The following is a 14885-nucleotide window of genomic DNA, read 5'->3' on the forward strand; positions in this document are numbered from 1 at the left end:
TTAGTCCGTGGTGATGATTCGGGTCTCCTCGTCGGCGAGGTCCGTGGATTCGCCGGGGGTGACGAACCAGTGGGTTACCTCGCCGTCGGTGAGGTCGGATTCGGTGTCTCCGGTGGGGAGGACCGAGAGGGCGCCGGTGGTGGACCAGGCGAGGAATTCCGTGACGGCGGCGGGGCCGCCGGTGGCGGTGGTGAACGTGGTCGACTCGTAGTCGAGTGCGTTCTCCTCGCGCAGGGCGTCGGCGCGGTCGAGGGCCTCTTCCTGGGTGAGGGTGACCCAGGTGCGGTCCGGGGTGCGGTAGACGAAGGCCGGGTGGTCCTCGTTCAGGGGGCGGACCCGGTCGGCGTAGGAGACCGGGTGGGTCGGGGCCGCGGCCAGTTCCGCCTCCACCTTCGGGTCCGACGGGACCAGCCAGCGCACCGAGCTGGCCGCCGGTTCCTGAGTGATGCCGAAACCTGCCTTGGCGGAGACGATCTCGCCGAAGGACAGGCCCTCGGCGAACAGCGCCGCCGCACCGGCCTTCTGCACCGCCCACACCGCGACCACCGCGTCGACCGACCGCGGCAGCGCGACCGCGACGATGTCGCCGGGGCCCACGCCGCGCGAGATCAGCACCCGCGCCAGTCGCGACGACCGCGAATCCACCACGTGGTACGGGGTTTCCGCACCGCCGGACAGCAGCGCCGGCGCCTGCGGATCCTCCTCCACCACTTCACCCAGCGCCTTGGCCACCGTGCGCGCGCCGACCCGGGCCGGTTGCGCGGAATCGGTTGCGGTGACCCCGGATTCGGCGAGCAGGCGGGCCCGCTCGGCGGGATCGACGATGTCGATGTCGCCGACCGGCGCCTGCGGGTCGCGCGCCAGCGCCGCCAGCACCCAGCGCAACCGGTTGGCCAGGGTCTGCACCTCGTCGGCGGTGAACCGGTTGGTGAGGTACTCGAGGCTCAGGCCGATGGTGGCCTCCTCGGTCACCATGAGGGTCAGCGGGTAGTGCGTGCCGCCCTCGAACCCAACCCCGGTCACCGACACGCCGTCGATGGAGCTGGCGGCCGCGATGGCCTCCTTGTCCACCGGATACGACTCGAACACGATCAGCGAGTCGAATCCGGCGGCCGCGCCCGCCACCCGCTGGATGTCGGTGAGCCCGACGTAGTGGTGGTCGAGCAGCGCGGCCTGGTCGCGCTGCAACCCGGTCAGCAGCTCGGCCACGGTCCGCCGGCCGTCGGCGCGCACCCGCACCGGCAGCGTGTTGATGAACAGACCCACCATCGACTCGATGCCCGGCAGCTCCGGCGGACGACCCGAGACCGTCGCGCCGAACACCACGTCGTCGCGCCCGGTGAGGCGGCCGACCAGCACGCCCCACGCGGCCTGGACCAGGGTGTTCACCGTGATGCCGAGGTCCGCGCAGAACTTGGTGAGCTGCTGGGTCTGCTCGGCGTCGATCGTGGCCGCCAGCTTGGCGATCTCGTAGTTCTCCACCGAGCGCGGCTGCGGCGCGAGCTGGGTCGGCTCGTCCACACCCGACAGCGCCTCCGCCCAGGCCCGCAGCGACGCGTCCCGGTCGCGCGTGGACAGCCACGCCAGGAAGTCGCGGTAGGAGCCGGCGGGCGGCAGCACCGTGGTGTCGCCGCGCACCGCGTACAGCACCAGCAGATCCCGCATGAGCAGCGGCATCGACCAGCCGTCGAACAGGATGTGGTGCGCGGTGATGGCCAGTCGCCAGTGGTCCTCGGCCGTGCGGAACAGCGCGAACCGCAGCAGCGGCGCGGTGGCCATGTCGAAGCGGGCAGCCCGCTCCGACAGCAGCTGCCGTTCCAGCTCGGCCTCGTCGCCTTCGCTGAGATCGACGGTGCGCCAAGGCACTTCGACATCGTCGAGGACGATCTGCACCGGCTGGCCGTCCCGGTCGGTGGTGAACGCCACCCGCAGGTTCGCGTACCGGTCCACCATGCCCTGCGCCGCCGCGCGCAGCCGCTCGACGTCCAGGTCGCCGGTGAAGTCGATGGCGGCCTGCTGGCTGTACACGTCGACGGTGGACTGCGTCATCAGCGCGTGGAACAGCAGACCCGACTGCAGCGGCGACAGCGGCCACACCTCGGTCATGCCGGGGTAGGTCCGCTCCCACGTCTCGGCGTCGGCCGGGTCGACCCGCACCAGCGGGCCGGTCGGCAGTTCCAGGTCGTCGGCGTCGCCCAGGCGCGCGATCGCCGCGAGTCCGGCGACGGTGCGCTGCTCGAACACCTCGCGGGCGCCGAACCGGATGCCGCGCGCCTTGGCCCGCGACACCAGCTGGATCGACAGGATGCTGTTGCCGCCGACGGCGAAGAAGTCGTCGTCGACGCCGATCTCCTCGCGGCCCAGCACATCCGCGAACACCTCGGCCAGGGTCTGCTCCGTCGGGGTGGACGGGGCGCGGTAGGCCGTGGTCTCGAACTCGGGCTCCGGCAACGCCTTCCGGTCCAGTTTGCCGTTGGCGTTCAGCGGCAGCGCATCCAGCACCACGAACGCCGAGGGCACCATGTAGGACGGAAGTGCCGCTGCCAGTTCGGACTTCACGTGATCGAGGTCGATGACACCCGAGGGAGCATCGGCGTCCGCCTGCGCACCGTCGGAGGCGTCGGCCTCCAGCTGCGGTACCGACGCAGCGGTCGGCACCAGGTACGCCACCAGCCGATCGCCCAGGCGCGCATCGGTTTTCGCGAGCACCGCCGTCTGCGCGATCTCCGGCAGCGCCAGCAGCGCGGCCTCGATCTCGCCCAGTTCGATGCGGAAACCGCGGATCTTCACCTGGAAGTCCGTGCGGCCCAGGTAGTCCAGCTCGCCGGAGGCGTTCCAGGCCACCAGGTCACCGGTGCGGTACATGCGCTCGCCCGCTGCCGCCCCGTTCTCCGCGGAAACTACCCCGAAGGGGTTGGCCACGAACCGATCCGCCGTCAGATCCGGGCGGCCGAAGTAGCCGTGGGCCAGCTGCGCACCGGCGAGGTACAGCTCGCCCGGCACACCGACCGGCACCGGCCGCAGCCTGGCGTCGAGGACGTAGACCCGGCTGTTCCACTCCGGCGCACCGATCGACACCGACACCTGGTCCGCGTCGCCGACCTCGTGACTGGTGATCGAGACCGCGGCCTCGGTCGGCCCGTACAGGTTGAACAGGCCCGCCGTGTTGCCGCGGCGGAACCGCTGCGCCGTCGCGCCCGGCAGCGCCTCGCCGATGGCCAGCACCCGCCGCAGCGACTCGGTCAACGCCCCACCGGATTCGGTGAGCAGCGCGTCGAGCATGGAAGGCACCACGTGCAGCGTGGTGACGGACTCGCGGCGCATCAGGTCGTTCAGGTACTCCGGATCCTGGTGCCCGTCAGCGGTCGCGATGACCAGTCGGCCACCGCACACCGCCGCCGTCCAGAACTCCCAGACCGACAGGTCGAAGGTCGCGGCCGTCTTGAGCAGCACCGCGTCGTCGGCGGTCAGGCCGAATTCTGCGGTCTCCCAGAGCAACTGGTTGACGATCGCCGCGTGCGGCACCGCCACACCCTTCGGGCGGCCCGTCGAACCCGACGTGAAGATCACGTACGCGGTGTTCGAAGGCCGCAGCGGCGCAACGCGTTCGGCGTCCACGACCCGCTCGCCGGAAAGCTCCGACAGTTCCAGCTCGTCGATCCGGACGACCTCCGGAGCGGCCGAAACTTCCTCGGCTGAGCCTTCCGCGACCTCGAAGCCGCTGTCCGCATTGGTCAGCACACACACCGGAGCAGCGGTCTCCAGAATGTAACCCACCCGCTCGGCAGGCTGATCCGGATCCACCGGCACATACGCACCACCGGCCACCGACACCGCATACATCGCCACAACCAGATCCACCGACCGGCGGAACGCCAACGCCACCCGCGACTCCGGCCCCACACCCAGCGAAACCAAATGCCGCGCAAGACGATTCACCCGCTCACCGAGCTCGGCGTAGGTGACAGCGGACCCGTCCGGACCCACCAGCGCCACCGCCTCCGGCGTCGCCGCGACAGTGCGATCCAGCAGCGAGGCCAAGGTCAGCGACCCGTCCACCTCGTGCGCGGTCGCATTCCACTCGTCGACCAGCGTCGCCCGCTCGTCGCCGCGCAGCAGCTCGAGGTCGCCCACCGGCGTCGCCGGGACGGCCACGATCTCGCGCAGCATCCGCACGAACCGCTCGGCGAAGCCCTCGACCGTCGCCGCGTCGAACAGATCGGTGGCGTAGGTCAGCACGCCGCCGATACCGGCCGGCGCACCCGACTCGTCGTAGCCGTCCGACACGATCAAGTGCAGGTCGAACTGCGAGAGCTGGGTGTCGAAGTCGACGCCCGACAGGCTCAGGCCCGGCAGCTCGAGGCTGGTCCGGCCCAGGTTCTGGAACGACAGGCCCACCTGGAACAGCGGGTGGTGCGCGGTCGACCGGACCGGGTTGAGCACCTCGACCAGCCGCTCGAACGGCACGTCCGCGTGCGCGAACGCCTGGAGATCGGACTCGCGCTGGCGCGCAAGCAGTTCCGCGAACGGCGCGCCCGCGTCCACCCGGGTGCGGAACACCAGGGTGTTGACGAACATGCCGATCAGGTCGTCGAGTTCGCGCTCGCCGCGACCCGCCATCGGCGTACCGATCGCGATGTCGTCGGTGCCCGACAACCGGGCCAGCAGCACCGCGAAGGCGGTGTGCACGACCATGAACAGCGTCGCGCTCTCGCCGCGCGCCAGCTCGGCCAGCGCCCGGTGCAGTTCGGCGTCGATCTCGATGTCGACCTTGGCGCCGGTGAACGACTGCACCGCGGGCCGCGGGCGGTCGGTCGGCAGGTCCAGGCGGTCCGGCAGGTCGGCCAGTTCCGCCCGCCAGTAGCCGATCTGCTTGGCAGCCAGCGATTCCGGATCGTCCTCGCTGCCGAGCAGCGCGCGCTGCCAGAGGGCGTAGTCGGCGTACTGCACGGCCAGCGGGGCCCAGCTCGGGGCCTCACCGGCGGCGCGGGCCGCGTAGGCGGTCATGATGTCGCGGGTCAGCGGCGCCATCGAGGAACCGTCGCCGGAGATGTGGTGCACCGTCATCGCCAGCACGTATTCCCGTGCGGCGCTGTCGTTTCCGGTCTCGACCTCGAAGACGGCCACGCGCAGCGGCACCTCGGTGGTGACGTCGAACGAGCTCGACACCACCTCGAGCACCGCGGCCTCGATGTCCGCCGGGGCGACGGTCCGGAACTCGACCTGCGGAACCGCCTGCGCCACCGGCAGAATCACCTGCACGGGGGTGCTGTCGGTCTCCGGGTACACCGTGCGCAGCACCTCGTGCCGCGCCACCACGTCGCCGACCGCGGCGCGCAGCGCGGGCAGATCCAGTTCGCCCGTCAGCCGAACCGCCATCGGCACGTTGTAGGCCGCCGACTGCTGATCGAACCGGTTCAGGAACCACATCCGCTGCTGCGCCAGCGACAGCGGAATCTGTTCCGGCCGTTCGATACTGCCGAGTGCCGGGGCGCCGGAGTCGCGCGTCTGCGATTCGATCGCCGCCGCGAACCCGGTCACCGTCGACCGCTCGAACAGCGCCCGCACCGGCACCCGGCTGCCCACCGCCGCGCCGACGCGTGCGATGACCTGGGTGGCGATCAGCGAGTTGCCGCCGAGGGCGAAGAAGTCGTCGTCGGCGCCGATCCGCTCGACACCGAGCACCTCGGCGAACACGCCCGCCACGATCTCCTCGATCGGGGTCGACGGCGCGCGGAACTCGCGCTGGGTGAAGGTCGGCTTCGGCAGGGCCTTGCGGTCCAGCTTGCCACTCGGGTTGAGCGGGAACTCGGCCAGCTCGATGATCTGCGACGGGACCATGTACGCGGGCAGCCGCTGCATGGCCGCCTCCAGCAGGCGGCTCTGGTCGAGCCGCTCGCCGGGCGCGGGCACCGCGTAGACCACCAGCTGGTCGCCCAGTTCGGAGGACACCACCAGCGCCGCGGCCTGGCTGACCGACGGCTGCGCCAGCAGCACCGACTCGATCTCGCCCAGCTCGATGCGCTGGCCGCGGAACTTCACCTGGAAGTCGGCGCGGCCGATGTACTCGAGCACGCCCTTGCCGTCGATCTCGCGCCACACCACGACGTCGCCGGTGCGGTACATGCGCTCGCCGGTCCCGAAGGGGTTGGCCACGAACCGATCCGAGGTGAGGTCCGGCCGCCGCAGGTAGCCGCGCGCCAGCTGGTCACCGGCGAGGTACAGCTCGCCCACGACACCGGCGGGCACCGGCCGCAGCCGCGAATCCAGCACGTACAGCTGCGAATTCGCCTCCGGGTAACCGATCGGCACGCTCGGGGACTCGGTGCCCGTCGCGGTCCAGTGCGCCACGGTGATCGCGGCCTCGGTCGGCCCGTACAGGTTGTGCACGGCCGCGTCGGAGATGGCGTGCACCGCGGCGACGGTCTCCGGCGGCAGCGCCTCACCGGCCGCGAACACGGTGCGCAGCGTCGGCAGCGCGCCGGCCGCGGTGTGGGTGGCGAGCACGGTCAGCATGGACGGCACGAAGTCGGTGAACGTGACGCCCTGCGCCGCAATGGTTTCCGCCAGGTACAGCGGATCGCGGTGGCCGTCGGGGGTAGCCACGACCAGCTTCGCCCCGGCCCGCAGGGTCATGAAGTAGCCCCACAGCGAGACGTCGAACGTCGTCGGCGTCTTCTGCAGGTACACGTCCTCGGGCGTCATCGGGTAGGCCGACAGCATGACGGTGATCTGGTTGTTGATCGCCGCGTGCGAGACCGCCACACCCTTCGGCCGGCCGGTCGAGCCGGAGGTGAACAGCACGTAGGCCGGGTTCTCCGGCAGCACCGGGCGCATCAGCTCGTCGGCTTCCAACGGGCTGCCGTCGAAGCCGTCCACGTCGACGGTGTCCAGGTTCAGCACCTCGACGCCGTCGGGCACCGGCACCTGGTCCGCGGTGCGGGTCAGCACGCACACCGGCTGCGCGGTCTCCAGCACGTGCGCGATGCGCTCGGCCGGATGATCCGGATCCAGCGGCACATACGCGCCGCCCGCCGTGATGATCGCGTACATGCCGACCACCAGATCCAGCGAACGCCGGATCGCCAGGCCCACCAGGGATTCCGCCTCGACGCCCTGGTAGATCAGCCGCCGCGCCAGGATGTTGACGCGCTCGTCGAACTCCCGGTAGGTCAGCTCCTCGCCCTCGTAGGACACCGCGACCCGGTCCGGGTGCGCGGCCACCGCGCGCCGGTAGCCGTCCAGCAGCAGTTCCGGCGCGACGTCCTCGCGAACGTCGTTCCAGTCCAGCAGAATTCGATCGCGCTCGGTCTCGTCGAGCACCTCGATGTCGCGGACCCGGCGGCTCGTCCCGGCCAGCAGTTCGTCCACGATCCGCAGCAGCCGCGTGGCGAGTGTCTCCACCTCGTCGGCGCTGAAGCGGCTCAGCAGGTGCTCGAGCACGATCTCGATGGTCTGCTCGGCCTTGACCAGCAGCGTCATCGGATAGTGGGTGCCGCCGCTGATGCCCGCGCCGGCCACCGTCACGCCGTCGATGGAGCTGGACGCGGCGATGGCGTCCTTGTCGACGGGGTAGGACTCGAACACCAGCAGCGAGTCGAACTGCGCGCCGATGCCCGCGACCCGCATGATGTCGGTCAGGCCCACGTAGTGGTGTTCGAGCAGGTCGGCCTGCTCACCCTGGAGGCGGGTCAGCAGTTCGCCGACGGTCGCCTTGTCGTCCACCCGCACCCGGACCGGGAGCGTGTTGATGAACAGACCCACCATCGACTCGATACCGGGCAGCTCGGCCGGGCGGCCCGACACGGTCGCGCCGAACACCACGTCGTCGCGGCCGGTGATCCGGCCGACCAGCACACCCCACGCGGCCTGGATCAGCGTGTTCACGGTGATGCCGAGGTCCGCGCAGAACTCCTGCACGCGGCGGGTGTAGTCGGCGTCGAGGTGCACGACCTGCTTGCCGAGCGCGTAGGTCTCGTCCGGCTTCGGTTGCGGCGCAAGCTGAGTGGGCTCGTCCACACCGGCCAGCGCGTGCGCCCAGGCCCGCAGCGAGGCGTCCCGGTCCCGCCCAGCCAGCCAGGCCAGGAAGTTCCGGTACGAGGGCACCCGCGGCAGCGAAGAGGCGTCGCCGCGCACCGCGTACAGCACCAGCAGATCCCGCATGAGCAGCGGCATCGACCAGCCGTCGAACAGCACGTGGTGTGCCGTGATCGACAGGTGCCACGACGCCTCGGCCGTGCGGTACACCGCGAAGCGCAGCAGCGGCGGCGTGGTCATGTCGAAGTGCGTCAGGCGGTCCGTCTCGAGCCGCTGGTGCAGCTGCTCGGCGCGGTGCTCCTCCGGCAGTTCGGTGAGATCCACGACCTCCCAAGGCACTTCGACGCGGTCGAGCACGATCTGCACCGGCTCGCCGTTGGAGTCCGCGACGAAGATCGCCCGCAGGTTCGGGTAGCGCTCCAGCATGGCCTGCGCCGCGACGCGCAGCCGCTCGACGTCGAGGGCGCCCGCGAACTCGACGACCGCCTGCTGGGTGTACACGTCGACCGTGGTCGCGCTCATCATGGCGTGGAACAGCAGGCCCGACTGCAACGCGGACAGCGGCCACACGTCGGTGAGCGCCGGGTACTGCCGCTCCCAGACCTCGATGTCGGACTGCGTGGTGCGCACCAGCGGCAGGTCCGACGGGGTGAGGCCGCCGGCCTCCGGTCGGGTGGCGTGCTCGGCGAGCGCGGTGAGCGCGGCGACCCACAGGTCGGCGAACTCCTGCACCTGCTCGCGCGTCAGCAGACCGGACGGGAAGGCGAACGACGCGCCCAGCTGCGGGCCCTCGTCGCCGTCGGTGACGATCGCGTTGATGTCGAGCACGGCGTTGGCCGGCATGTCGGCGTCCATCACCGCGGACAGCTCGCCCAGGTCGTCCACCGGCACCCAGCCCAGTTCGGCGAACTGCGCGGGGACGTCGGCGACGGAAACGCGGCCCAGGTAGTTGAAGCTGATCTGCCCGGTGTCGCCGAGCAGTTCGGCGGTCTCCGGGTTCAGCTGCCGCAGCAGGCCGTAGCCGAGGCCCTTGCCGGGCACCGCCAGCACCTGCTCCTTGACCGATTTCACGATGCGGGCCAACGCTTCTCCGCCCGCGAAGGCGTCGGTCAGGTCGGCGTCGCCGAGGTCGAGGCGCACCGGGTAGACGCTGGTGAACCAGCCGACCGTGCGGGACAGGTCCGCGCCCGGGACGGCCTCTTCCTCGCGGCCATGGCCCTCCAACCGGACCAGTACCGAAGAGGTACGGCTCTCTGGGGTCTCGCGCCAACGGGTTACGGCCATCGCCAGCGCCGACAGCAGACCGTCGTTCACACCGCCGTGGTACAGACCCGGGATGGCGGTGAGCACCGCGTCGGTGACCGCCGCGGGCACGCTCACGCGCACCGACTCCACGGTGGCGTTGGTGTCCACGGCCGGATCGAAGGCCCGCGAGCCCAGCTGCGGATCCGGCGTCGCCGAAACCTGCTGCCAGAACGGAAGTTCCGTGGTCCGCTCGGACGCCTGCTCGACCAGCGCGTGCGCCCAGCGGCGCATCGAAGTGCCGTTGGCGGGCAGGGCGACCTGCTGGCCCGCGGCGAGCTGCGACCACGCGACGGCGAAGTCCGGGATGAGGATTCGCCACGACACGCCGTCGACCACGAAGTGGTGGGCGGCGATCAGGAGCACGCCGGGACGGTCGGCCGGAGCGGCGGAGCCCTCGGCGGTCGCCGACTCGGCGGCACCGAACTCGAACCACACGAACTGCACCATCGCCGCGTTCGCCGGATCCAGACGGCCCAGTGCCGCATCGTATTCCGCGTTCGCGACCCGCGACAGCTCCTCGTCGGAGATGTCGCCGGGCAGCTCGACCCGGTGGATCAGCGCGTCGACATCGACCGCGCCCCGCTCCAAAGCCTCGAAGGCCCAGCCGTTCTCGGCATCGCCACGCAACCGCGTCCGCAGCACGTCGTGGTGGTCGAACACCGCGCCGAGGGTCGCGACCAGCGTCGCGCGGTCGATACCGACGGGCAGGCGCAGCGTCATCGACTGCGAGAACCGCTGGTAGGAGTTCGCGTCCGACTTCGCCAGCACCGATGCCATGAACGGCAGCACCGGAATGTCGCCGACGCCGCCGCCGGGCAGCTCGGCCAGCCGCTCCCGCTCGGCGTCCGCGCCGGTGGTGGCCACCTCGGCCAGCCCGGCCACGGTGCGCCGCTCGAACACGTCGCGCGGCGAGAACACCACGCCCCGGGCCTTGGCCCGCGACACCAGCTGGATCGACAGGATGCTGTCGCCGCCGAGCGCGAAGAAGGAGTCGTCCACGCCGACCCGCTCCAGGCTCAGCACCTCGGCCACCACCTCGGCGATGGTCGCCTCGATCTCGCTGGTCGGCGCGCGGAACTCCTGCGACGCCAGCTGCGGATCCGGCAGGGCCGCGCGGTCCAGCTTGCCGACCGCGGTGACCGGGATCCGGTCGAGCACCACGATCGCCGTCGGCACCATGTACTCCGGCAGGCGGCCGGACAGGTACGCGGTCACCTCGGCCACGTCCACGGTGTGGTCCGGCGTCGCGTGCACGTAGGACACCAGGATGTCGGTGCCCGCCTCGGTCTTGCGGCCGAGGGTGACGGCGAAGTCGATGTCCGCGTGCGAGGTGAGGGCGCTGTCGATCTCGCCCAGTTCGATGCGGTAGCCGCGGACCTTCACCTGGAAGTCGGTGCGGCCCACGTACTCCAGCGCGCCCCGGCCGTCGATCTCGCGCCACACCACCAGGTCACCGGTGCGGTACATGCGCTCGCCGGTGCCGAAGGGGTTGGCCACGAAGCGATCCGCGGTCAGGTCCGGTCGCGCCGCGTAGCCGCGCGCCAGCTGGACACCGGCCAGGTACAGCTCACCGGCGACGCCCTCGGGTACCGGCCGCAGCAGCGAATCCAGCACGTAGAGGCGAGTGTTCCACTGCGGCAAGCCGATCGGGACGGTACGGCGCTCCGCGCCGCTCACCGGCCAGTGCGTGACGGTGACCGCGGCCTCGGTCGGGCCGTAGACGTTGTGCACCTCGGCATCCGAGGCAGCACGCAGCGCGGCGACCGTCTCCGGCGGCAGCGCCTCACCGGCCGCGAACACCGTGCGCAGCGACGGCACGCTGCCGGGCGTCAGCTCCGCGGCGAACACGGCCAGCAGCGACGGCACGAAGTCGGTGAACGTGACGCCCTGCGCGGCAATGGTTTCCGCCAGGTACGCCGGGTCGCGGTGACCGTCCGGGGTGGCCACGACCAGCTTGGCGCCGACGCGCAGCGGCATGAAGTAGCCCCACAGCGACACGTCGAACACCGTGGCGGTCTTCTCCAGGTACACGTCGTCGATGCCGAGCCCGTACTCGTCCAGCATCCAGGAGATCTGGTTCTGGATCGCCGCGTGCGAGACCGTCACGCCCTTGGGGCGACCGGTGGAACCGGAGGTGAAGATGACGTACGCCGGGTTGTCCGCGAGAACCGGACGCAGCAGTTCGTCGGGCCGCACCGGGCTCGCATCGACCGCGCTCAGGTCGAGGGTGTCGACGTCGAGCACCGTGATGCCCTCGGGCAGCGGCACATTCTCCACGGTCCGCGACAGCACGCACACCGGCCGCGCCGTCTCCAGCACGTAGGCGATGCGCTCGGCCGGGTGGTCCGGGTCCAGCGGCACGTACGCGCCGCCGGCGGTCAGCACGGCGTACATGCCGACCACCAGATCCAGCGAACGCCGGATGCCCAGGGCGACCAGCGTTTCCGCACCGACACCCTGCGAGATCAGGTGGCGCGCCAGGCGATTCACGCGCTCGTCGAACTCGCGGTAGGTCAGCTGCTCGCCCTCGTACACCACCGCGACCCGGTCCGGGTGCGCGGCGGCGGTGCGCCGGTAGCCGTCCAGCAGCAGTTCCGGCGCGACCTCGTGGCGAGTGTCGTTCCACTCCACCAGGACTCGGTCGCGCTCGGCATTGCCGAAGACGTCGATGTCGGCGACGCGGCCCTTCGGGTCGGCGACGAACTCGTCGACGATCCGCTGCAGCCGGTCGGCGATCGCGCCCACCTCGTCGGCGGTGATCCGGCTCAGCAGGTGCTTGAGGGTCAGCACGATGGTCGACTCGGCGGTGACCATCACCGTGATCGGGTAGTGCGTGTCGTCGTTGATGCCCGCGTCGGTCACCGACATGCCGTCGATGGAGCTGGTCGCGGCGATGGCGTCCTTGTCCACCGGGTACGACTCGAACACCAGCAGCGAGTCGAACTGCGCGCCGATGCCCGCGACCCGCTGGATGTCGGTGAGGCCGACGTAGTGGTGGTCCAGCAGGTCCGCCTGCTGGCCCTGCAGGCGGGTCAGCAGCTCGCTGACGGTCGCGCGGTCGTCCACCCACACCCGCACGGGCAGCGTGTTGATGAACAGGCCGACCATCGATTCGATGCCGGGCAGCTCGGCCGGGCGGCCCGACACCGTCGCGCCGAACACCACGTCGTCGCGACCGGTCATGCGACCGACCAGCACACCCCACGCGGCCTGCACCAGCGTGTTGACGGTGATGCCGAGTTCGGCGCACAGGCGCTTGACGCGCTCGGTGCGGTCGGCGTCGATCTCGACGACCCGCTTGCCGATCTCGTAGGTCTCGTCGAGCGTGGTCTGCGGCGCGAGCTGGGTCGGCTCGTCCACCCCGGCCAGGGCCCGCTGCCAGGTGTCCAGGGACTCCTGCTTGTCGCGCGCGGCCAGCCAGCCCAGGTAGTTGCGGTAGGAAGCCGGGCGCGGCAGCGCGGAGGTGTCGCCGCGCACCGCGTACAGCACCAGCAGGTCCCGCATCAGCAGCGGCATCGACCAGCCGTCGAGCAGGATGTGGTGGGTCGTGATGACCAGCTGCCAGGCGTTGCCCGCGGTGCGGTACACCGTGAAGCGCAGCAGCGGCGGCGCGGACAGGTCGAAGTGCTTCGCCCGGTCCTGTGCCACCAGGCGTGTCAGCTCGGCGTCGCGCTCGTCGGCGGGCAGGCCGGTGAGATCGACCTCGTGCCACGGCACGTCGACGTGGTCGAGCACCACTTGGACGGAGTTGCCCTCGACGTCGGCGACGAACGCGGTCCGCAGGTTCGGGTAGCGCTCCAGCACGGCCTGCGCGGCGACCCGCAGCCGGCCGGTGTCGAGCGTGCCGCCCAGGCTGACCACGGCCTGGATGGTGTACACGTCGAACGTCGACTGGGTCAGCAGCGCGTGGAACAGCAGACCGGACTGCAGTGTCGACAGCGGCCAGACCTCGACCAGGCGCGGGTACTGCGCTTCCCAGCCCTCGACATCGGACTGCGTGGCGCGCACCAGCGGCAGGTCCGACGGGGTGTGGCCACCGGCGTCGGGACGCTGCGCGTGGGTGGCGAGCGCGGTGAGCGCCGCGATCCACAGGTCCGCGAACTCCCGCACCGTCGCCTCGTCCAGCAGGCCGGTCGGGTAGGCGAAGGTCGCGCCCAGCTGCGGGCCGTCGTCGCCGTCGGTGACGATCGCGTTGATGTCGATCGTCGCGTTGGCGGGCATGTCGGCGTCCATGAGGGCGTCCAGCTCGCCGAGGTCGGCGACCGGCACCCAGCCCAGTTCGGCCAGCGCCTCGGGCACGTCCCCGGCGGAGACGCGGCCCAGGTAGTTGAAGCTGACCTGGCCGACGGTGTCCAGCTCCGCGCCCGTCGCCGGGTTCAGGTAGCGCAGCAGGCCGTAGCCCAGGCCCTTGTCCGGGACGCCGAGCAGCTGCTCCTTGACCGACTTGACGATGTGGCCCAACGACTTTCCGCCCGCGAAGGCGTCGGTCAGGTCCGCGCCCGCCAGGTCCAGGCGGACCGGGTAGACGCTGGTGAACCAGCCCACCGTGCGCGACAGGTCGGCGCCCGGAACGACGGTCTCCTCGCGGCCGTGGCCCTCGAGGCGGATCAGCGCGGCCGAGCCGGCCTGTTCACCGCGCAGCTTGCCGATGGCCATGGCCAGCGCCGACAGCAGGCCGTCGTTGACGCCGCCGTGGTAGAGGCTCGGGATGGCGGTCAGCACGGCGTCGGTGACGTCGGCCGGGAGGGTGACCTGCACCCGTTCCACGGTCGCGTTGGTGTCGATCGCGGGATCGAAGGCGCGCGCGCCCAGCAGCGGATCCGGCGTGGCCGAAACCTGTTGCCAGAACGGCAGTTCCGCGACGCGGTCCGGCGCCGCGGCCTCCTCGACCAGGGCGTGCGCCCAGCGGCGCATGGAGGTGCCGTTGGCGGGCAGGGTGACCGGCTGGTTCGCGACCACCTGCGACCACGCCATGGCGAAGTCCGGGATCAGGATGCGCCAGGACACGCCGTCGACCACGAAGTGGTGACCGGCGATGAGGAGTACGTCGCGGCGGGCCGCGGCGGACCGCTTGTCGTCGTCGGCGAAGGCGAACCAGACGAACTGCACCATGGCCGCGTTCGCCGGATCCAGACGGCCCAGTGCCGCATCGTATTCCGCGCTCGCGAGCCGGGTCAGTTCCGCGTCGGAGGTTCCGGCGGGCACGTCCACCCGGCGCAGCAGGGCGTCGACGTCCACCGCGCCCTTGTCGAGAGCCTCGAATTCCCAACCGTTTTCGAGGTCGCCGAGCAGGCGGGTGCGCAGCACGTCGTGGTGGTCGAAGACCGCGCCGATCGTCGCGACCAGCGTGGGGCGGTCGATGCCGTCGGGCAGCCGCAGCGTCATCGACTGCGAGAACCGCTGGTACGTCGAGCCGCTGGCGAGGAACTGCGACATCACCGGCAGCAGCGGGATGTCGCCGACACCGCCGCCGGGCAGCTCGTCCAGGCGCACGCGTTCGGCGGCCGCACCGGAGGCCGCGACCTCGGCGAGGCCGGCCACCG

At 71.1% G+C, this 14885-nt stretch carries 1 protein-coding gene (running past one end of the window); it reads right to left on the bottom strand.

Annotated elements, in window-relative coordinates; genetic code table 11:
• Window positions 1-14885, bottom strand: partial view of a non-ribosomal peptide synthase/polyketide synthase gene (locus IU476_RS14730; RefSeq protein ID WP_195100451.1) — the 3' portion only. Its footprint extends 37099 nt past the window's final position; 14885 of the gene's 51984 nt are visible here — the last part of the coding sequence; its start codon lies off the right edge, out of view; its stop codon occupies window positions 1-3.

Origin of the sequence: Nocardia blacklockiae, from assembly GCF_015477355.1 — a bacterium.
In the GTDB taxonomy this organism is placed as follows: domain Bacteria; phylum Actinomycetota; class Actinomycetes; order Mycobacteriales; family Mycobacteriaceae; genus Nocardia; species Nocardia blacklockiae.